The sequence below is a fragment of the Lutibacter sp. TH_r2 genome (genome assembly GCF_033101135.1).
Taxonomy (GTDB): Bacteria; Bacteroidota; Bacteroidia; order Flavobacteriales; family Flavobacteriaceae; genus Lutibacter.
The window spans coordinates 12,330-35,202 of sequence record NZ_JAWMPV010000007.1; the positions used below are offsets into that span (position 1 = coordinate 12,330).

15 protein-coding genes and 2 tRNA genes are annotated in these 22,873 nt (G+C 30.7%); 10 read left to right on the forward strand and 7 right to left on the reverse strand.

The features are described from left to right. The first annotated feature begins 2 nt into the window (after positions 1-2). The 6 genes from R3X25_RS14750 (at position 3) to R3X25_RS14775 (ending at position 4,709) form a co-directional block, all read left to right on the forward strand. A complete protein-coding gene (locus R3X25_RS14750) occupies positions 3-887 on the forward strand; it encodes an energy transducer TonB (protein WP_317675737.1) in 885 nt (294 codons plus the stop codon). Positions 888-890: 3 nt separating this feature from the next. Then, a complete protein-coding gene (locus R3X25_RS14755; protein ID WP_317675738.1) occupies positions 891-2,108 on the forward strand; it encodes a folylpolyglutamate synthase/dihydrofolate synthase family protein in 1,218 nt (405 codons plus the stop codon). A 117-nt stretch (positions 2,109-2,225) separates the two neighbouring features. Further along, positions 2,226-2,303, forward strand: a tRNA-Val gene (locus R3X25_RS14760). 96 nt (positions 2,304-2,399) lie between these two features. After that, positions 2,400-2,477 (forward strand) — tRNA-Val (locus R3X25_RS14765). Between the two features lie 568 nt (positions 2,478-3,045). After that, on the forward strand, positions 3,046-3,870 hold the full coding sequence (locus R3X25_RS14770; protein WP_317675739.1) for a mechanosensitive ion channel family protein: 825 nt from the start codon (positions 3,046-3,048) through the stop codon (positions 3,868-3,870). A gap of 41 nt (positions 3,871-3,911) precedes the next feature. After that, complete coding sequence (locus tag R3X25_RS14775) at positions 3,912-4,709, forward strand: hypothetical protein (protein WP_317675740.1); 798 nt, start codon at positions 3,912-3,914, stop codon at positions 4,707-4,709. 33 nt (positions 4,710-4,742) lie between these two features. Here the strand turns inward: R3X25_RS14775 and R3X25_RS14780 are convergent, their stop codons facing one another. The 7 genes from R3X25_RS14780 to R3X25_RS14810 all read right to left on the reverse strand — a co-directional run bounded on the left by R3X25_RS14780 (position 4,743) and on the right by R3X25_RS14810 (position 16,783). Beyond that, positions 4,743-5,450, reverse strand: a complete 708-nt coding sequence (locus tag R3X25_RS14780; RefSeq protein ID WP_317675741.1) for a hypothetical protein — start codon at positions 5,448-5,450, stop codon at positions 4,743-4,745. Between the two features lie 155 nt (positions 5,451-5,605). Further along, positions 5,606-6,268 (reverse strand): T9SS type A sorting domain-containing protein, encoded by a 663-nt coding sequence (locus R3X25_RS14785; protein WP_317675742.1) that lies wholly within the window; start codon positions 6,266-6,268, stop codon positions 5,606-5,608. A 70-nt stretch (positions 6,269-6,338) separates the two neighbouring features. After that, positions 6,339-9,230, reverse strand: coding sequence for an alpha-amylase family glycosyl hydrolase (locus tag R3X25_RS14790; RefSeq protein ID WP_317675743.1), 2,892 nt, complete (start codon positions 9,228-9,230; stop codon positions 6,339-6,341). A gap of 63 nt (positions 9,231-9,293) precedes the next feature. Beyond that, a complete protein-coding gene (locus tag R3X25_RS14795) occupies positions 9,294-11,123 on the reverse strand; it encodes a SusE domain-containing protein (RefSeq protein WP_317675744.1) in 1,830 nt (609 codons plus the stop codon). A gap of 15 nt (positions 11,124-11,138) precedes the next feature. Further along, entirely contained in the window at positions 11,139-12,203 is a 1,065-nt protein-coding gene (locus R3X25_RS14800; protein ID WP_317675745.1) for a SusE domain-containing protein, read from the reverse strand. A 19-nt stretch (positions 12,204-12,222) separates the two neighbouring features. Then, on the reverse strand, positions 12,223-13,830 hold the full coding sequence (locus R3X25_RS14805) for a RagB/SusD family nutrient uptake outer membrane protein (RefSeq protein ID WP_317675746.1): 1,608 nt from the start codon (positions 13,828-13,830) through the stop codon (positions 12,223-12,225). Between the two features lie 10 nt (positions 13,831-13,840). Beyond that, positions 13,841-16,783, reverse strand: coding sequence for a SusC/RagA family TonB-linked outer membrane protein (locus R3X25_RS14810; RefSeq protein WP_317675747.1), 2,943 nt, complete (start codon positions 16,781-16,783; stop codon positions 13,841-13,843). Between the two features lie 340 nt (positions 16,784-17,123). Here R3X25_RS14810 and R3X25_RS14815 point away from each other — a divergent pair, with 340 nt between their 5' ends. The 4 genes from R3X25_RS14815 to R3X25_RS14830 all read left to right on the forward strand — a co-directional run bounded on the left by R3X25_RS14815 (position 17,124) and on the right by R3X25_RS14830 (position 22,823). After that, complete coding sequence (locus R3X25_RS14815) at positions 17,124-18,146, forward strand: LacI family DNA-binding transcriptional regulator (RefSeq protein ID WP_317675748.1); 1,023 nt, start codon at positions 17,124-17,126, stop codon at positions 18,144-18,146. A gap of 249 nt (positions 18,147-18,395) precedes the next feature. Further along, positions 18,396-19,736 carry an MFS transporter gene (locus tag R3X25_RS14820; RefSeq protein WP_317675749.1) on the forward strand — a complete coding sequence of 447 codons (1,341 nt, stop codon included), beginning with the start codon at positions 18,396-18,398 and terminating at the stop codon, positions 19,734-19,736. Positions 19,737-19,859: 123 nt separating this feature from the next. Continuing rightward, positions 19,860-20,513, forward strand: a complete 654-nt coding sequence (pgmB, locus tag R3X25_RS14825; protein ID WP_317675750.1) for a beta-phosphoglucomutase — start codon at positions 19,860-19,862, stop codon at positions 20,511-20,513. A gap of 3 nt (positions 20,514-20,516) precedes the next feature. Continuing rightward, a complete protein-coding gene (locus tag R3X25_RS14830; RefSeq protein WP_317675751.1) occupies positions 20,517-22,823 on the forward strand; it encodes a family 65 glycosyl hydrolase domain-containing protein in 2,307 nt (768 codons plus the stop codon). Positions 22,824-22,873: the final 50 nt, after the last annotated feature.

The window sequence follows — 22,873 nt, forward strand, 5'->3', positions numbered from 1 at the left end:
AAATGGCAAATTTTTTAGATACTAAAAATAAAAGAAAATCTGCGGCAATTACAGGTGTATTAATGAGTCTGTTAATAGTTGGGATATTTTTTGTGGGACTAAAATATTTAGATCCACCAGAAGAATATGGTATTGCTGTAAATTTTGGAACTTCAAATGTAGGTAAGGGAGATATTCAACCTACTGAACCTTTAAAATCAGCTTCCCAAGAACAAGTTATTGAAGAGCAACAAGAAGAAATTCAGGAAATTAGTGAGTCTAAAGTTACCGAAGAAGAAACTTCAAAGTCTGAAGATGTTGTAACTCAAGATACTGAAGAAGCAATAGCAATAAAAAAAGAACAAGAAGCAAAGCGAAAAGCAGATGCAATTGCAAAAAAAGCACAATTAGAGAAAGAAAGAATTGAAAAAGAAAAACAAGATGCAATTGCAAAACAAAAAGCTGAAGAACAAGCTAAAAAAAAGAAACTAGACGCCTTAATAGGTGGAGTAAGTAATTCTGAAGGAAATGCAACTGGAGGAGAAGGAAATGATAATGTTCCGGGCGATAAAGGTAAAATTACAGGTGATCCAAATGCAAATGGTTATTATGGAAATGGAGGAAGTGGAAACGGAGGAGATTACCAATTAGGTAATAGAAAACCGTTAAGTAGACCAAAACCAGGTTATGAATGTAATGAAGAAGGTCTTGTTGTAGTTGAAATTGAAGTAGATAGAAGTGGAAACGTAATTAATGCCAAGCCAGGTGCAAAAGGCTCTACAAATACAGCACAATGTTTATTGTCTCAAGCAAAGGCAGCAGCTTTAAAAACAAGATGGCAAGCAGACTCAAAAGCGCCTTCAAAACAAATAGGAACTATAAAATATCGTTTCTCATTATCTCAATAATTAATGAACTACCAACAAACCATTGATTGGATGTTTACACAATTGCCAATGTATCAAAGGCAAGGTAAAACAGCATTTAAAAAAGATTTAACCAATAGTTTAGCACTTTCAAAACACTTAAATTTTCCTGAAAAAAAGTTTAAAAGTATTCATGTTGCTGGAACTAACGGAAAAGGATCTACAAGTCACATGTTAGCTTCCATTTTACAAGAAGCAGGTTTTAACGTTGGCTTATATACATCACCTCATTTAAAAGATTTTAGAGAACGAATTAAAATTAATGGTGAAGTTATTTCAGAAAAGGATGTTATAACTTTTATTGAACAGAATTCATCTTTTTTTGAACAACATCAATTATCATTTTTTGAAATGACTGTAGGTTTGGCATTCAATTGTTTTGAAAAATATAAAGTAGATATAGCTATTATTGAAGTTGGATTAGGAGGAAGGCTAGATTCAACAAATATTATTACACCAGAAGTTTCTGTTATAACTAATATTGGCTTGGATCATACGCAGTTTTTAGGCGAAACACTACCAGAAATAGCATTTGAAAAAGCAGGAATTATAAAAAATAATATTCCAGTTGTAATTGGCGAATTTCAAGAAGAAACATTTTCAGTTTTTAAAGAAATTTCAGAAAAGAATAAAACAAAACTATACATTGCTTCAAAAGAAGTTGAAACATTATATAAAACCGATTTATTAGGATATTATCAATTAAACAATGTAAAAACAGCTGTTAAAACCATAGAAGTATTAAATTCAATTGGATATTCAATTTCCAATAATGTACTAGAAAAAGGTTTATTAAATGTAGTTACAAATACAAAGCTGTTGGGAAGATGGCAAATACTACAAAAAAAGCCAAAAGTTGTTTGTGACACAGGGCATAATACGGAAGGTTTAACCTATGTTATTAAACAACTTAAAAATGAAAAATATGAAAATTTACATATTGTGCTTGGAGTTGTTAATGATAAAGATTTAGACACTATTTTGCCAATGTTTCCAAAGGCTGCAACTTATTATTTCTGTAAGCCAAATATACCGAGAGGCTTAAGTGCTGAAATATTAAAAAATAAAGCACTTCATTTTAATTTAAATGGTAACTGTTACAATTCAGTAGAATTAGCAGTAAATTCAGCCAAAGAAATTGCTACTTCAAACGATTTAATATTTGTAGGAGGAAGCACCTTTGTTGTAGCCGAAGTTATTTAAATATACTGTAGTTTGTTGATATTTGATAAGTTATCTTTTCTATAAATAAAAAAAACATTTTTTCATTAAAAAAGCTTTGTGTAATAAAAAAAGTCGTTATATATTTGCATCCGCTTCGGGCAATTAGCTCAGTTGGTTCAGAGCACCTCGTTTACACCGAGGGGGTCGGGGGTTCGAATCCCTCATTGCCCACCAAGTAAATCCTACTAGAAATAGTAGGATTTTTTTATTAAATAAAGTTTTTAAAAGCTTTGTATAATAAAAAAGTCGTTATATATTTGCATCCGCTTCGGGCAATTAGCTCAGTTGGTTCAGAGCACCTCGTTTACACCGAGGGGGTCGGGGGTTCGAATCCCTCATTGCCCACCAAAGTAAATCCTACTAGAAATAGTAGGATTTTTTTATGCTTAAATTTCATCAAAAAAAGTATATTGAATTCGATAGGCTTTTAAAAAAGTTAGAAGTAATTTATTACTGTGTACAATCGTTTTGAATTTTCATCTATATCGCTTAGTTTATCTCCTTCATTAATTTAATCTATTAGTCCATTTATATTTACAAATACATTTCTGCAAACTTTTTAAGGAGTTATAAATCCAAATTCTTTAGAATTGTTGAAAAAAATACGGTTAGCTACTTCTAATTAAGTATTTTTTTTATTTAACTGATAGTTGTCATATTTTAAGTATGATACTTTAGTTACATTTGTGCTGTAGATTTAACGATCTACATCTTTTTCATAGCAATTTTCCACCTCAACCCCAAAAGTGAGGTGGTTTTTTTTGCATTATATTTATCTTTTTTGAGTAATTAAACATTTAAAAATAAAATTGTTTAATTATTATAACGAGTCTGTTTAAGAAGTTTTATTAAAAATGAACTATTTTTACATAGATAGAAATAACTTATAATTAAGTAACAATAGAAATTCTCTTTAATGAATACACTAAAAGAAACATTAAATTATACTTTTTATTTAAATGATAGCATTTCATTTTCTGTAAAAACTATATTGTTTACATTAGTAATACTTTTCTTGGCAAATATTTTTTTAAAAACTGTAAAAAAAATTGCTACAAGAAAATTACCTGAAGAGGATAAGTATAAGTTTGCAACTATATTTACCTATTTAAAATATTTAACGTACTTAATTTTATTACTAGTTATATTAAATTATAATGGAGTAAAAGTAACTGCAATTATTACAAGTGCTGCAGCTTTATTGTTAGGTGTTGGGTTAGCTTTACAAACTTTTTTTCAAGATGTAATTAGTGGTATTTTTATTTTGTTTGACCAATCATTACATGTAGATGATATAATAGAAATAGAAGGAAAGGTTGGAAAGGTTACTAAAATAAGCTTAAGAACTACAAAAGCTGTAACTATTGAAAATAAAGTTTTGGTAATTCCAAACCATTTATATTTAACCAATACATTATATAATTATACTCAAAATGGAAATGTTACACGTGAGTTTATTTATGTAGGAGTTGCTTATGGGAGTGATGTTCAATTAGTAAAAAGTTTATTAATTAAAGCTGCTAATACAACTAAAGGCATTTTAAAAAAACCTGAACCTAAAGTGTTTTTTGATGAATTTGGAGATAGCGCTCTTCAGTTTAAATTAGTATTTTCAATAAAAGATAGTTTTCAAGTTATAGAGCCAAAAAGTGATTTACATTTTGAAATAGATAGATTATTTAGAGAGCATGCTATAACAATTCCGTTTCCACAACGTGATGTTAGAGTCTATAAAAGTTAGAGTATCAGTTATAAATCTATTATTATTATTATTATTATTATATGAAATATTTACTTTTAGTTTTTTTAATAGTTGGAGTTTCTTGTTCAAAACCACATAAAAAGAAGTTTAGCAATGTTAGAGATAAAGTTGTGAAACAAGATTCTATTCCTAATATTTATGTTGTAAAAACTATATTTTATTCTAAAGATAGTTTACTAATAACAGCAGATATTTACGAAGTAAATGATAAAAAACCTACAGTTTTATTATGTCATCAGGCTGGGTATAGTAGAGGTGAGTATATTGAAACTGCAAAAAAAATAAATTATTTAGGATTTTCATGTGTTGCAATAGATCAACGATCTGGAAATAAAGTAAATGGTATTATTAATGAAACAGCTAAAAAAGCTACTGAAAGTAAATTAGCAACTAACTATATGTCTGCTAAAATAGATATAGAGGCTGCTATTGATTATGTTTATAAACTAAATGGTGGAAAACCTATAATTTTGGTTGGAAGCTCTTATTCGGCTTCTTTAGCGCTTTTAATTGGTAATACTAATTCAAAAATTAAAGCAATAGCGGCATTTAGCCCAAGAGAATATTTAGAAGGTGTTAATTTGAAAGATGAAATAAAGAATATGTCAAAACCAATATTTGTGACTTCTTCCAAAAAAGAAATCTTACAAGTTGAACAATTAGTATCTTTAATTAATAATAAATTTGTTATGCATTACAAACCAAAAGTTAAAGGTATTCATGGATCCAAAAGTTTATGGGAATCATCTAATGGTAATGAATTTTATTGGATAGAGTTTAAAAAGTTTTTACAAAAAAATAAGCCAACTAAAATTTAGTTGGCTTAATATATTTTTTTAATATAAAAGTTTTTAATCTGCTATAAAATTCCAAACTTGACCTATAGTTGTACCTCCATTACCATCACTAACTTCAACTTTCCAATAATATGTTGTACTTCCTGTTAATGTAGCCGTGGTAAATGTTTTTCCTGTTTGATTTTCAGAAACCATAGCTGTTGGTGGGTTTACATCTTCAAAATAAATAGTATATGTTAAAGGGTCGTTATCTACATCGCTTGAATCCCACTCTAAAGTTGCTGTGGCAGTTTGAACAAAACTGTTTAATTCTGGACTAACTAAACTTGGTGAAAAAGGTAAATAATTTACAACACCTTCTCCTTCAGTATAAAAATCAAAAATAGAAGAATAATTTCCACTTAAATTATTAGAATCTGTTGCTTTAACTCTCCAATAATAAGCAGTTCCTTTATCAAGTGTAACTGATTTTGATGTAGAAGTTAAACTAGGGAAAGTTTGCTTGTTTTGAGTAAAAGTATTGTTTGTAGCAACTTCTAACAAATATGTAATAGCATCACCATCTTCATCAGTTGCTGCACTCCAATTAAAATTAACACTATTATCTATACAAAGCTTTCCATCAGTAGGATTGGATAAGCTTGGTTGAGAAGGAGCACTATTTTCTGTTGGTGTTGGAGTAGGTGTTGGATCATCTCCGCCACCGCCGCCGCAAGACCATAAGCTTACTAAAACAGCTAGTAAAAGTAATTTATTTTTCATTTGGTATATTGTTAATGTTTATTTCAAATAATTAGATTGCAATATACAAACTATTTGTAAGCTCTTCAAAGTTAAGTTCTACATTTATTTTTCAAAAATTTCACATAAAAAAAGCCAACTATATAGTTGACTTTTTTATAATAATTGGATATAGTTTATTTTATAATAATTTTTTTAGATATACTATTATTATCAGATTTGAAATTTAAAATATAAAGCCCTGTTGAAATACTATTTAAATCTAGAGATGAATTTTGATCAAAAGATTTAATTTTTTTCCCAGAAAAGTCATAAACTGTAATTTCAAATTTTTCTCCATTGTTTAAACCATTAAGTTTTATTGTTTTATTTACAACATTAAGTGAGACTGAATTTTTTGAGTAATTTTCAATACCTAATGCTGGATCTAGAGTAACAGTAATTGTACTTATAGCACTTAATGTACTAACGTTAGGAGACCAATCAGCAGACCCATGCTGGTAAGTGGTATTACCATCTTTTATAAATCGATATGCGTAATAATAATCACCAATTGTATTAATTGTAATATCTGTTTTACATCTTTTATTACTATCTGTACCGTCTTCAAACCAATCTAAATTTGTCCAAGTCCAATCAGAACCATCAGTAGTTGTTCCATATCCAAAACTTGAGCTAGTCCAATCTCCTTCTCCCCATTCAACAGAAACTGTAAATAAATCTGCAGTTGTTGCAGTTATGTTTTGGTTTGGTTGTTCAGTAGTGTATCTGTGTCCCCATTGGGAAAAAGCAGATGTAACAATAAATAAAGTAATTAATAAAAGTAGTTTTGTTTTCATATTTTTTGATTTTAAAATGTTAAAAATCCTCTAATAAATGAAATTATAAATTAGAGGATTGTATAAATAATTAATTTTTAATAATTCGTTTAACACCAATTCCTTCAGCAGTATAAATTTTTACAAAATATATAGCTTTTGATAATTCTGAAATGTTAAATGAATCGTTTTCTGTGAAATCACCATTAAATGATTTTATAAGTTTACCCATAACATCAAAAACTTCAACTAGTTCAGTAGATTTTGTTAATCTAAAAGAATTTGCTGTTGGATTTGGGTATAATTTTATAAAGTTTTTATCGAGAATAATATCATCAACACTTAAAGTTGAAGTTTGATTTCCATAAATTTTAAACTGTCCGGCAGCTATAGTAATTGGATTAGTTGTATTAGTAACATTTATTGATGTAGCGCCTGTTTCATCCATTAAATCATACCAAGTTCCTGTATATGGAAAATTAGGAGTAACATCTTGTGAGGTTACATCAAAGTTTGCTAAAACAACTACATTTTTAAGCTCTGTACTTGCAATAGCATCATCCCAAATATAAATTTTAGGTGTTAAATTTCCAGAATTTATAGAGTAGCTTCCTTCAAAAACATCTTCACTAATTTTTAATTCATTAATTCTAGCCCAATCATTATATATTTGTGAACGGTTAGTATCGCTTAACCAATCATTGTCCCATTGAGGTTGAGGTTTAGTATCTAACTTACAATTTCCATCTATTGCATCATCTTCAGTATTTACAGAACCATCAGAGCAAGTATAAATTGAATTTTCCATGCCTAATTCTCCAAAATGCCATATCATTTTTGGACCTGGGATAGTTAATGAAACAGCTCCAATTGCAGACATTCTAGACAATGCTGTATTTAATTCTGTAACATTGTGTGAAGAATTTGTAGTGTTACCGTATTGCAAGTTTTTATACATTAACCTTTCTTCGTCATGGCTTTCAGCATAACCCATTAATCGTTTTCCAGTAAACCCTCTGTTTTCATAACCCATTCCACTTATGTCAGAAGTATATCCCATTGAAAGTTCATTGTATTCACTTGTCATTTTTCCCCACATCATAACACCTTTTCCTTCATCTAATCTATAGTTAGCCCATTCTTGTTCTTCAGCATTGGTACCCAAATGTTCAAAAATAACGTAGTGATCTGGATCAATAGACCAAGAATAATCAGCATATTGTTTTAAAATATCGACTCTATCTTGTTGGTATGAATTTGTACATGAATCATCTCCAGAAGTACAATCTTGTGTAAATCCTTTTGTTAAATCCCATCTAAAACCATCAATATTATACTCTTCGATCCAATGTTTTACAACACGTTCTACATAATATTGTGTATATGCACTTTGGTGGTTAAAATCTGAACCTACGCTGTAACTATGTGTTGCAACTTCATTAAAATACGGATTTTCACTACTTGGATCACCCCAACCATCGGCGTCAGGATCATCCATCCACATGCGTACCATTGGATTTCTTCCAAAAGCGTGGTTTAAAGCAACATCTAAAATAACTGCAATATCATTTTGATGAAAAGTATCTACTAGTTCTTTAAATTTATCAGGTGTTCCATAAAATTTATCTAAAGCTAAATGAAAAGAGGTATTGTAACCCCAACTTTCATTTCCTTCAAATTCCATTATTGGCATTAATTCTATAGCATTAACATTTAAGTTTTTGAAATAGTCAATTTTATCGATTAAATCTTGGAAGTTTCTATCAGCATCAAAATCACGAATTAATATTTCATATACTATTAAATCTTCTTCAGTAGGTCCTGTGAAATCGGTTACTTGCCAATTATAGTCAGATTGATTTGTTTGAAGTACAGTTACTTCACGTTCTTGACCATCTGGATATGCATAAGTTGTAGTTAAATCTGGAAAAGTATTTTCTGAAATCCAAGGATCATCAAAAGGAGATAAAACTAAAGTAGAGTATGGATCCGCAGTTTTTACTAATTGAGGTGAATCTGCAACTGGATTTAAAGCATATACCCAATATTGATAGGTATATATTTCTCCAGAAGTTAATCCGGTAAGTTCTAACCAAAATTTAGTTCCAGTTGTATTTTTTTTCATTAAATAAGATGAGCTTTCAGTCCAATTATTGAAACTTCCAGCCACATAAATAAAATCTTTATTAGGTGCATCTATTACTAGTGTTGCTTTTGTTGGGTCACTTTCATTGTAGTTAATACCATCTTCTAAACCAGCAGGCATTTCTTCTGTAGTTACTGTTGGTTCTAATGAAACTTCGAAAGAATTTTCACCAATATCGGAAGAACTAAAGGGGCTTCCTTCAATTCTTACAGTTCCAGCTTCAGTAATATTTGTAAGAGTTGTACCGTAAGTTGGGTATCCTGAACCAGAGGCTACAGATACATTGTTAAAAAAAACTTCAAAACTTCCAACTACTTGTGAGCCTCCAGACTGCATATAAGCACTAATAGTTAAATCTCCTCCGCTAGCAACAACTGTTGGATTTGAAGTTGGAGCTGTTATAATAAGTGTAACTTTTCCAACATAATATAAAAAGTCTTGTGATTTTTGATCTCCAGTTCCATCTTTAGCTTTAACTAATATACCTAATTGGGAAATACCAGTGTCTCCAAAAAATGTAGTAGGAGTTAGAGTGTAACTATAAGTTCCATCTCCATTGTTTGTAAGTTTATGAGATTCATTAGAATTGTCCCAATCTCCATTTCCAGTGTAAGTACTCACCTGGTCTCCGTTTGAATCATAATACCAAGCCCAAAGATAAAGGTTATCTGGGTCAGTAACATTATCCCAAGCTGTAGGATCAACATTTGAAACTGTAATAGTAATTTCTTCATCTTCATCAAATGAAGTTGGATTTATATTAAAATCTACAGTTTGTGTTTGTGCAATTAAAGCAAAAGGAAATAAAAAGGAAAAAAAAAGTAAAATTTGTTTCATATTTATTGTTTGAATTAAAAATAGGGTAATGCATATGCATTACCCTATTTTACATAATTTTAATTATTCTAGTGTTATAACTTTATTAACAGTGTCAAGTGTTAATGTGTATGTTCCTGGTGTACCAATAAATTTAAAATTATTGTCACCATCTGCAGCATCTTCAAAACTAGCATCTATAGTGTAACCTTCAGCAATATAATAAGGGTAGTTTTGACCAGAACCCCAATCATTTTCAACAGTAAAAAATCTAAATGCATCATTGGTAAGATTTACAGAGCCTGAATATACACCTGCTCCAGTACAAGGTAATTGAACAGGAGAATCCCAACCCCAACCAGCATCAGGTACACCTGCACCAACTAAATATAGTTGATCAAATTCACATGATGTTTGTGGAGGTCCTAATGTAATTACTTTATTAATAGTATCAACTGATAAATAATAATTACCTGTTGTACCTATAAAAGCAAAATTATTATCACCATCTGCAGCATCTTCAAAATTAGCATCTATAGTATAGCCTTCAGCAACATAATATGGGTAGTTTTGACCAGAACCCCAATCATTTTCAACAGTGAAAAATCTGAAGTTATTTGCGTCAGCTGTACTTTGTAGGTTTACATTTCCGGCATATATACCTGTACCAGTACATGGCAGTTGAACAGGAGAATCCCATCCCCAACCAGCGTCAGGTACACCAGCACCTACTAACCATAATTGATCAAATTCACAATTTGGTCCAACCATTGGAGGTCCTAAAGTAATTACTTTATTTTCAGTATCAATGCTTAAAAAATATTCACCATCTGTTCCTATAAAAGCAAAGTTATTATCACCATCTTCAGCATTAACTAAATTAGTATCAATTGTATACCCTCTTACTTCATAATAAGGGTAGTTTTGCCCTGAATCCCAGTTTTCAAATTCAGTAAAGAATCTAAAGTTATTAGCATCAGCAGTACTTTGTAGGTTTACATTTCCAGAATACGTTGTACCTAAAAGTGTTAGTTCCACAGGTGAAGTCCATCCCCAACCAGCATCAGGAGCACCAGCTCCAACAATGTATAATGTTTCTGGAAGTGCAGTTTCATAAGGAGTAACAGAAATTGTAATTAATTCAGAAAATCTTTCTGAAGTTCCTGCAGCTGTTTCAAAACTAGCTTTTACTCTTAAGTCTAATTCTCCAACTTCACCAACAGTAATACCCAAAGCTAAAGCAGCTTCATTTAATGCTGAATGAGTAGTTTCTAAAGAATAATCTTCAGTAGTACCTAATGATTGAGTGGAAGCAAAACTTGTTCCTGCTTCAGCAACTTCAATCTCATAAGTTACAGAAACAGTACTGCTTTCATCAAAATCAGCATCTGTCCATTCAGTTGTTATTGCTGTATCATCTGGTGTAATATCAGATAGTATTACTTCAAAAGTACTGTCTGGACTAGTTATTATAGGGTTACTACTAGGGAAAGTTGTAACTACTAAACTAATATATTCTGTTGTTTCAGTACTTGAAGAAACACGAATGTAAATAGGCATTTCTGCAAAAACTTTAATACCGGCATCTAATAGAAACTGGTTAAATTCTTCGACTGTTAGTGAGAACGATTTTTCATCTGAACTACCAAGGGTAATAGAGGATGAAAATGTATCTTCTAAATCCATTTCTACAGTATAAGGTCCTGAAGCTCCACTTAAAGTTTCCCAAGATAAAAACAAAGCAATGTTTGCTGGGTTTTCATCGTTTAAGACTAAAACTGAACCACTAGATGGCGCAACTATTTGAAAACTTTCTTGAGCTGGCAATATTTCGAAATTCTCATTTTTATCACACGAAATAAATCCGAATGTGATTGCTAAAAGAATTATTATTTTATTTAAATATTTCATCATTTTAAAAGTTAATTATTAATTAGCAGTAATACTATAAGTGTATTCTCTAGGATTACTTAAATCTAACACAACATGATAATTTCCTGAAGCACCTTCGAAAGTTAAATCTCCACCACTAACTAAATTTCCATCATCATTCACGGTTCCTAAATCAAAAGCTCCCCATTCGTTATTTCCTCTGAATTTGAAACCTCCAGGTGCTAAATCTATATCAACAGAAAGTATTCTTGTTTCAGAATCATAAACTAAATCAGTATCTGCATCCCAACCTGTAGGAGTTGCTTCACCAATAATTCCCCAGCTAACTGCAGTTGTAGCATAAGTTAAATCTGTAGTGTTTGCTTGGACAAAGTAATAACCTGCAACAGTAGCATTAGCATTAGCTTCACCATCTTCATCTATAAGTTTACCAGAAAAAGTACCATCATCTCCCCAATCTGTATTTCCCCAGAAAAAACTTCCTGTTTGATCAGGAGCGATAAATTTATATTCACCATCTAACCAAACGTATCCTTCATAATCAGTTTCTCCAAATGCTGAAGAAGCTAGTAAAGGAGCAGTAGCAGGATCCCAACCTTGGTGGTTACCCGGAACAGCTATTGTTGGAAGATCTGTTGTAAAAGGTGTTACAAATACCGAAATTGGTTCTGAAGTTTGTGTTTCAACTCCTGTTGCACCTACTGTAGAAACAACTCTAATTTCTAATTCACCTTCAATAAATGGAGATAAACCAGCTGTAACAACTGCACCATTAAATTCTAAAATGTTCCAAGTTATTAAATTATTTGTAGTTTCTCCAGCTACGTAAGGATCAGCAAAATCTGTTCCTGCTTTCGCAAATTCAATACTATAATCAATTTCTGTTGGGTTTCCGTAATCTGCTGAATCCCAAGTTAAAGTAAAAATTGGATTAGTTTGTTCTTCCAAAGGGTTAAGTACATAAGCTGTACCTGTACTAGGAGCCGTAATTTGTCCACTTCCTTGGGTTGAAACAACTAATAGTTCTTGATCTTCATTATCGCAAGCTACTATTGTAATTGTGAATAATGATAAGAATATATATTTTAATATTTTTTTCATTTTGTAAATCTTTTAAATATTAGTACCCTGGATTTTGAGTTAAATTAGGGTTTGCTGTCATGTTATTTGCAGGAATAGGATAAATATCCATATGGCTTCCTATTGCAATACCATTAGCACTTCCACCTTTCCAAACCCAATTGTAATTTCCTCCAGAAAATAAACCGAATCTAACTAAATCTTGTCTACGGTGTCCTTCCCAATATAATTCTCTTGATCTTTCATCAATTATGAAGTCTAAAGTTAAGTTTCCTTCAGAAATTTGAGTTGAATTTGCTCTATCTCTTAAATCGTTGATATAATCTACAGCTTCAGCTATAGTTCCACCAGATCCACCTCTAACAACAGCTTCAGCATACATTAGGTTAACATCAGCTAATCTAAACATAGGAAAATCAGTATCTACAAAGGTTGGGTCTGAACCTGCAGAACCAGTTGAAGTTACATTTTTAAATTTTGTAATAATATAACCAGAATCTCTGTCTGCTACATCAGTTATTTCAATTTCTCTTCCTTCTGTAAGTAATGTATTTCTTTGATCGGTAGTTGGAACATCTCCGTTTAAGAATCTTTGAGCAAATTGCTTTCTAACTCTTAAAGCTCCACCCCAACCTTCTGCGCCAAGATCAGCAGCATTACTTTCTAAACTACCAACTTCACCATTAATAATTACTGTGGTAGCTCCGTAATTTTGAGTAACTACACCATCATTTACTAATCCAAAAATAATTTCATTTTGGGCAGCTTCGTTTGAATCATTATCAGCTAAAAAGTTTAATTCGTAATCGCTTGCTAATGAATATCCTGAAGATAAAATTTTATTGCAATATGTAATACATTCAGTATTTTTATCTTGATTTATATATACCTCTGCATTTAGATACATTTTTGCTAAAATCATCCAAGCTACAGCTTTATCAGCTCTTCCGTATTCATTACTTCTTGCGTCTACTAAATCACTTTCAATTGCTATTAATTCTGATTCAATATAACTAAATAGTTGTTCTCTGTTGTATTCTGGTCCTTGGTAGGTCCCAACAGGATCATTTTCAGTTACAAAAGCAGCTTTTCCAAATAAGTCCATTAAGTGATAATAAGCCATTGCTCTTAACAATCTTGCTTCTGCTCTATAAGCATCAATATCACCTCCAACAGCAGCTGTGTGACCACGAGCTTCTAACATTTCAGGTGTAGTTTGGCGTAAATATTCGTTTGTTAAAGCAACAGAGAACATTGCTCTACTAAAGAATCCTAATAAAATTGAGTTAGTTGAAGACCATGTATTACGTTGAATAGCTTTTACAGCTCCACCTTCGTCATTTTCATAAGACCAAATTGGCTCATCAGCAGCTAAATCTTGTAAATACCAAAGTGTTCTAGCGTATTGACTTGTTCCAGCATCAATTCCTTCAAGGTTTGATGATCCAGAACCGTCAGTTCCTGTTAATGAAAGGTTACCATAGATACCAGCTAATGCTTGTTTGTAAGCAGTAGGTTGAGCATAAAATTCTTCTGATAAAAATTCATCGTCATCTTGAGGTATTACATCTAAATCATCTGTACAACTTACAGTGAATACGATAACACCTAAAATTAAAAATAATTTATATAAATTAATTGTTTTCATCTGTTATTAATTAAAAATTAAAGTTAGCACCTAATAAAAATGTTCTAGGTCTTGGGTAAATAGTATTATCAATTCCTCCAAAAACTTCTGGATCTAACCCAGAGTAGTTTGTAATTGTAAATACATTTTGTACACCAGTCCATACACGAATTTTAGCAGAATCTTCATTAGCTTGTTTAAATGTGTAACCAAGTGTTACATTATCCATTTTTAAGAATGAAGCATTTTCTACATAATAATCAGATAATAAAACTTCACTTGTTTCATTAAAGTTACTTTCTAATACTGATGTTGGCATATTTCCTAAAGCTTCAGTTGCTTGTAATAAATTGTATTGAGCTCTAGATGAGTTTACGTTGTTATACATATAGTTTCCGATACTTGCTCTTAAGTTAAAAGCTAAATCAAAAGCTTTGTAATTTACATTGGTTTGGAATCCCATTGTAATATCAGCTGTTGGCTTTTTGTAGATATATCTATCATCTGTATTTATAACTCCATCTTGATTAAGATCAACATAAGCACCTTCAATTGGATCTCCTGCAGTAGTGTATAATTGTTTATAAACTAAAAATGAATAAGGAGCAAATCCTTCTCTGTGAACTTGTACGCTTGAACCTGTACCACCATCAATACCACCAGTATCAATATCTTGACCAGCTGCTAGTTCATCAATTTCGGTTTGATTAAAAGTAACATTGTAATTTACGTTTACATTAAGGTCTTCTTTTTTTATAATATCTGATCCAATAGCAAATTCAATACCTTTTGAAGTGAAGTTACCAATATTTTGCCAACCAACATTACTAAAGTTAGAACCATCGGCAACAGATACTTCAGATAATAAATCTTTAGATTCTTTAAGGTAAAATTCTAATGAACCATAAATTCGATTATCAAATAAACCATAATCTAAACCTACATTATAGGTTGTAGTTTCTTCCCATTTTATATCTTCAAAAATAGATTGAGGATTTGCAATAGGGTAAGTTGAGTTTCCAAAAATGTATTGAGAAACTGATGTTCCAGTAACATATCTTCCTAAATAAGCATAAGCTGCATCTATATCTTGTTGACCTGTAACACCCCAACCTAAACGTAATTTAAGTTTTGAAATAGTTTCAGAGTCTTTTAAGAAATCTTCATCACCAATTTGCCAAGCAAAAGCAGCTGCAGGGAAATTACCCCAGCGGTTATCTTTACTAAATCTAGAAGTTCCATCACGTCTATATGATAAAGTTAATAAATACTTGTCAAAGAACGATAAGTTTGTTCTTCCAAAGAAACCTATTAAAACAACATCTGCATAAGTAGTGTAATCAGCTTCAGCATCATCTGGATCTATTAAACTATTAGTAGTATAATCTTCGGCTTCAAATTTTTGATATGAATAACCACCTGTAACTTCAACGTTAATGTTTTCTAATTCTTTATTGTAAACTAGATAAGCGTCTACTAAACTATTTTTTTTGTAGCTTGTATATTCTGAATAATCACCTAAAAAATCGGTACCTTCAGGTTGTTGACCGTTAGCACTATTTACATCTAGTTTATTGTAACCTCCACCATCAATTTCATCATAACCAAGGTTAACAACAGCTCTTAATTCAGGTAAAAAATGAAATTTATAATCAAGTTCTACATTACCATAAAAACGTTTAACATTACTTTTGTTTTCACGTTGTAATAAACTGGCAACTGGGTTTCTTGGAGCATTCATTGTTTGAGCGTAACCTGCGCTATCTGTATACCAATACTCAAAAAATCCACCAAATGGAGAAGAAGAGTCATATATTGGTTGCGTTGGGTCCATAGTTAAAGCAGCACCTTCAACACCATCAGCAAATCTGTTATATTCAAAATTTAAATTTGCATTTAAGTTTACTTTTAAATGGTCATCGAAAAATTTTGGATTCATTGCTAAAGAAGAAGAAACTCTTTCAAATTTTGAAGTTTTACGCAAACCAGGTTGTTTTGTATGCCCAATAGATAACCTTGTAGGAACTTTATTATAAAGCATTCCATTTACAGATACATTTTGGTCAATTGTAATATTCTCTTGATAAATTTCATCTTGCCAATCTGTATTAGCAGTACCTAATTGATCAACGCTAATTCCAGTTTGGCCACCATCAATTCTTGAAGTTATAATGTCTCTAAATTCATCAGCAGAAAAAACATCTATTTTATTAGCTAATGTTTGGTAACCAACTTTTACATTGTATTCAGCCTGAAAACTTTGTTTTCCTTTTTTTGTAGTGATTATAATTACACCATTTGATGCTCTAGAACCATAAATAGCAGTTGAAGATGCATCTTTTAAAACTGAAAAAGATTCAATATCATTTGGATTTAAAGAAGCTAGAATTGATCTAGATCCACCAGCAGTAGAGTTAGAAATTGGTAATCCGTCAATTACAATTAAAGGGTCATTTGAAGCTCCTAAAGAAGCTCCACCTCTAATTCTAATAGCAGATCCACCTCCTGGAGTACCATCAGTAGTTACATTTACACCAGCAACTCGTCCAGTAATTAAACTAGCAGGTGAGACTATATTACCTTGGTTAAAATCATCTTCAGTAATTGCAGAAACAGCACCAGTTGCATCTTTAATAGTTGTGGTACCATAACCAATTACTATAACCTCGTCAAGAGATTCAGTATCTTCTACTAACATAATGTTAATAGTAGTTGAGTTCACAGTTATTTCTTGAGTTTTAAATCCCAAGTAAGACACTACTAAAATATCTCCTGTTTTAACGTTTTCAAGAACATAATTCCCGTCAAAGTCAGTGGAGGCACCTCTAGTAGTCCCTTTAATTAAAATGTCTACACCAGGTAAGCCATCGCTACTGGTTGCTTCTGTTACTTTACCTTTTACAGTTTGTTGTGCAAAAATTGCTAAAGGAAACAGAAATAAGACACTAAACAAAAAAATTCTAAAATTTTTCATCTATTTTAAGTTAATTAATAATTAAGGTTTAATTTTAAGTTTTGTACTAAAAAACTTTACATTTCACAGTATAAATGTAAGGACTTAACAATAATTTAACAATAATATGAGTTCTTTTTTAGGTTACTATAACGTTTTCGTGTTTATAACTTTTTCACTCTAACGTTGTAGTGAAGTTTTTGTTTTTTTTACATAATTTTAAATATTTTAATGTTTTTTTTGTTTAAACGTAATTAATACATTTAAAAAAATGAATCTTTTTAAGAATATCACATGCATATGTTTTAGGAAAACTTATATTTGTATAGAATAGATAATATTAAATAGTTTAGTAATTTATATGAGGCCAAAAATCACGTTAAAAACAATTGCAAAAGAATTTGAAGTATCAATATCAACTGTTTCTAAAGCTCTTAAAAACAGTAATGAAATAGGTGAAGAGTTGCGTGAAAAAATTAAGGCATTTGCAGATTATTATAATTATAAACCCAATAGTTTAGCTTTACAATTACGAAATCAAAAAACATCGGTTATTGGAGTTGTAATCCCAGAAATTGTTCATCATTTTTTCTCTACGGTTATTGATGGTATTGAAGTGAGAGCAAATGAAAAAGGATATAATGTAATGGTTTGTTTATCAAATGAATCATATGAAAAGGAAGTGACAAATTTAAGTTTACTAACTAATGGAAGCGTAGATGGATTAATAGTTTCTGTTGCTAGAGAAACTCAAAAAAAAGGAGATTATAATCACTTTAAAGCTTTAACTAAAGATGGTTTTCCTTTAGTACTGTTTGATAGGGGAACTGACTCATTAGAATGTGATCAAGTTATTATTGATGATATTGCAGGAGCGTATAAAGCCGCAAAACATTTAATTGAAATTGGAAGGCGAAAAATAGCATTGTTAACTACTGAAGATTTTATATCAGTTGGGGCATTAAGAAAAATTGGATTTAGAAAAGCGATGCAAGATTGTGGAATTGATGTTAACGAAGATTTAGTTTTTAAAATAAATGATAGTAAGGATTTATACGAGCAAATAGAGCAGATTTTTCAACAAGATGAAAAACCAGACGCAATACTAGCAGTTAATGAAATTTACGCAGCAATTGCTATGAAAATAGCTCAAGAACATGGTTATGTATTGCCAGATGATATTGCCGTAATTGGTTTTACAAGTGGTTTAATTTCAGAATTTACAACTCCTTCATTAACATCTGTAGAGCAACATGGATTTTTAATGGGACAGCAAGCAGCTGAATTATTAATAAATAGAATTGAGCACAAAGCACCTTCAAAATATATTAAGGAGGTTATTTCTCCAACATTAAAAATTAGAGAATCTACAATTTTAGAATAGAAAAAAACTCAAAATAAACATAATTAGTTAAAAATTTAAATTTTATTTTCAATATACTCAAAGGTTAGAGTACTGAATTTTGTAGAAAATTCAACTATTGAACATTTTAAAAGCTTGAATTATTTAGAAAATAATTTATATATTTGTTGAGTAAAAGCAATTTTACAGTACTATATTTACTTCACACTTCACAATTTAATTAAAGGTAATTTAACCTTTAATGTTTTTATATTATTTAATATTTACGGAATGGAAAAACGGAAACTAGGTTTCTGGGAAATTTGGAACATGAGTTTCGGGTTCTTAGGAATTCAAATGGGTTTTGCGCTGCAAAATGCAAATGCTAGTAGAATACTACAAATTTTTGGTGCTGATGTACATGAATTATCATGGTTTTGGATTGTTGCTCCTTTAACAGGTTTAATTGTTCAACCAATTATAGGCTATTATAGTGATAAAACATGGACAAGGCTTGGAAGAAGAAGACCCTATTTTTTAACAGGTGCACTATTAGCATCGGTAGGTTTAATATTAATGCCTAATGCTGATATGTTTACTGCATTTTTGCCTGCTTTATGGGTTGGTGCTGGAATGTTAATGATTATGGATGCATCGTTTAATGTTGCAATGGAGCCTTTTAGAGCTTTAGTAGCAGATATTTTACCTTCTGATCAACGCACATTAGGTTTTAGTGTTCAAACTATTTTAATTGGTATTGGAGCAGTAATTGGTTCATGGTTGCCTTATGTAATAACTAATTGGTTTGGAGTTTCAAACAATGTTTCAGAAGGTGAAGTGCCATTAAGTTTATTACTATCATTTATTATTGGCGCTGCTGTTTTAGTTATAAGTATTGTTGTTACAGTAGTTACTACTAAAGAGTATACTCCAGAAGAAATGGCATTAATAAATGCTCATGAAGAACCTGAAGAAGAAGAGTCTAGTTTGTTAAATATATTTTCTGATTTTAAGAAAATGCCTTTAACAATGAAACAATTAAGTTCTGTTCAATTTTTCTCTTGGTTTGGATTATTTGGTATGTGGGTATTTACCACACCAGCAATTGCACATCATATTTATGGACTTGGTTTAGAAGATCATGGCGCCGAATACCAAAATGCAGGTGACTGGGTTGGAATTTTATTTGGGGTGTATAATGGTATTTCAGCTATTTATGCCTTTTTTTTACCTGCAATTGCAAAAAAAATAGGAAGAAAAAAAACACATGCTTTTTCATTAATTTGTGGAGGTTTGGGTTTAATTTCAATTTATTTTGTGCCAAATGAAAATTGGTTGTTTTTATCAATGTTTGGAATTGGAATTGCATGGGCAAGTATTTTAGCCATGCCATACGCAATTTTAGCAGGTTCAATACCAGCAAGAAAAATGGGTGTTTATATGGGGATTTTTAACTTTTTTATAGTACTTCCTCAAATATTAAACGCTTTAATTGGTGGGCCAATGGTTAAATACCTTTATGGTGGAAATCCAATTTATGCACTGGTAGTTAGTGGAGCTTCATTAATAATTGCAGCACTATTAGTTGTAAGAGTAAAAGATGTTGATGATAAAGTAATTACAAATAATTAAAAATGAACTAATAATAAATTTTCATCATTCTAAATTAATTCAATCGAATGATGAAAATTTATATTAATTTCTGAATGTATTTAATTTTTTTGAAAATTCAGAAATTTAAAAAATCTTAAACAGATGAAAAAAATAGCATTTATATTTGATTTAGATGGTGTAATTGTGGATACAGCAAAATACCATTTTTTAGCTTGGAGAAATTTAGCAAACCAGTTAGGATTTGAATTTACCGAAGAACATAACGAACTTTTAAAAGGAGTTAGTCGTGTAAAATCTTTAGAAATTTTATTGAATATTGGTAAAGTTGAAATTTCAGAAGAAGAAAAACAAAAATACTTAATTAAAAAAAATGAAGAATATCTAGGGTATGTAAATAAAATGACTGATGAAGAAATTCTTCCAGGTGTTAAAGGTCTGTTAGATTTTTTAGATGAAAATAAAATTACATATGCTTTAGGTTCAGCAAGTAAAAATGCACCTTTAATTTTAGAAAAAGTTGGTTTATACAATCGTTTTACAGCAATAGTTGATGGTAACGATGTTTCAAAAGCTAAACCAGACCCAGAAGTATTTTTAATTGGAGCTAAAAAACTAGAAATGAACGCCGAAAATTGTGTAGTAGTAGAAGATGCTATTGCAGGTGTTGAAGCAGCAAAAGCAGCAAATATGACTTGTGTTGGAATTGGTGAACAAGAAGTATTAGGTCAAGCTGATTTTGTTTTTAATGATATGACAGGATTTACGCCTGATTTTTTAAACCAACTAATAAACTAGAGAATGAACAAGAATTATATAGTACCAAATGAGTGGTCTATTATAGAAAACGACTTTGATGCCGAAAATGTTGAAGCGTCAGAAAGTTTGTTTAGTATTGGTAATGGAGCTTTAGGGCAACGCGCCAATTTTGAAGAAGATTATTCAGGAAAAACTTTCCAAGGAAGTTATATTGGAGGTATTTATTACCCAGATAAAACAAGAGTTGGATGGTGGAAAAATGGGTATCCAGAGTATTTTGCAAAAGTGCTAAATGCTCCAAACTGGATTGGTATTCATATTAAAATTAATGAAGTAATATTTGATTTAAATACGTGTAAAATTTCAGATTTTAAGCGTGAATTAAATATGAAAGAAGGCTGGTTAAGTCGTTCTTTTAATGCCGAACTACCTAATGGAAATAAAATTGAAGTTTTTGCAAAACGCTTTATAAGTATTGAGTTTAATGAAGTTGGAGCCATAGAGTATAAAATAAAAGCAATCAATTTTTCAGGTGAAATTACTTTTTCACCATATGTGGATGCTGGTATTATGAATGAAGACACCAATTACGATGAATTCTTTTGGGAAATACTAGAAGTAGTAGAAGGTGAAAATAGTGGATGTATTCTTTCAAAAACACTAAAAACAGAGTTTCATGTAAGTACTGCAATGCAAATTGCATTAACCTTAAATAATGAAGAAATTTTTCCAGTTCAACAAACAATTGTAGAAGATAAAAAATTAACCTACTCGTATGCTGTTGATGTTAAAGAAGGCGATGTTACTACTATTTTTAAATTTGGTAGTTATACAACTTCATTAAATTATAAAATAGAAGAATTAAATAGTGCTTCACTATCAAATGTTCAAAATGCTAAAGAATTAGGGTTTGAAAAATTATTAGATTTTCAAATTAAATCTTGGCAAAAAATTTGGAAAACTGCTGATATTGTAATTGAAGGAGATATAGAAGCACAACAAGGAATACGTTTTAATATTTTTCAATTAAACCAAACGTATATGGGAACCGATGCTCGTTTAAACATTGGTCCAAAAGGGTTTACTGGAGAGAAATATGGCGGAAGTACGTATTGGGATACCGAGGCATATTGTATACCATTTTATATGGCAACTAAAGATGCCAGCGTAGCTAAAAACCTGCTATTATACCGTTACAATCAATTAAACAAAGCTATTGAAAATGCTGAAAAATTAGGTTTTAAAAACGGAGCAGCACTATACCCAATGGTTACAATGAATGGTGAAGAATGCCATAACGAATGGGAGATTACCTTTGAAGAAATTCATAGAAATGGAGCCATGGTTTATGGAATTTATAACTATGTAAATTTTACACAAGATTTTGATTATGTAGTAACAAATGGTTTAGAAGTAATGATTGCTATTGCTCGTTTTTGGCATCAACGCGCCAATTGGTCAGATGCTAAAAAGCAATTTGTAATATTAGGAGTTACTGGTCCAAATGAATATGAAAACAATATAAACAATAACTTTTACACTAACTATTTAGCAAAGTGGTGTATTGAGTATACGGTAGATTGTTTAAATAAAGTTCAACATAATTTTACAGAAGATTTTGATAGAATTTTAGATAAAACAAATTTAACTATTGAAGAAACATACAATTGGTTGAAGGTTGCAGATAATATGTATTTTCCTTTTAATAAAGAAAAACAAGTATTTTTACAACAAGACGGTTTTTTAGACAAAGAAATTATTCCAGTTGAAAAGCTAGATAAATCTCAACGTCCTATCAATCAAAAATGGTCATGGGATCGAATTTTACGTTCTTGTTATATTAAACAAGCGGATGTTTTACAAGGTATGTATTTATTTGAAGACAGATTTTCAAAAGAAGAAGTAGAACGTCATTTCGATTTTTACGAACCTTTAACTGTTCACGAATCATCTTTATCACCATGTGTACATTCTATTTTGGCAGCATCTATAGACAGAATGCCAAAAGCCTACGAGCAATATTTACGTACAGCTCGTTTAGATTTAGATGATTACAATCACGAGGTTCACGAAGGTTGTCACATTACAAGTATGGCAGGAACTTGGATGTCAGTTGTTCAAGGTTTTGGAGGAATGCGTGTTTGGGAAAACGGTCTATTATCATTCAATCCTCAAATACCAAAAGAATGGAAATCGTATTCATTTACAATTAATTTTAGAGGCAGTATTATAAAAGTTTACAAAAGTCAAAACGAATGTAAATTTATAAATGAATCTGATAAAGAAATAAAAATGTTTGTTGATAAAAAAGAGGTTTTAATTCCGGCAAATCAATTAATAATACTTTAACAAAGCTATTCCTGTAAAAAAATAGTATTTTTATTTTTTTACAGGAATTA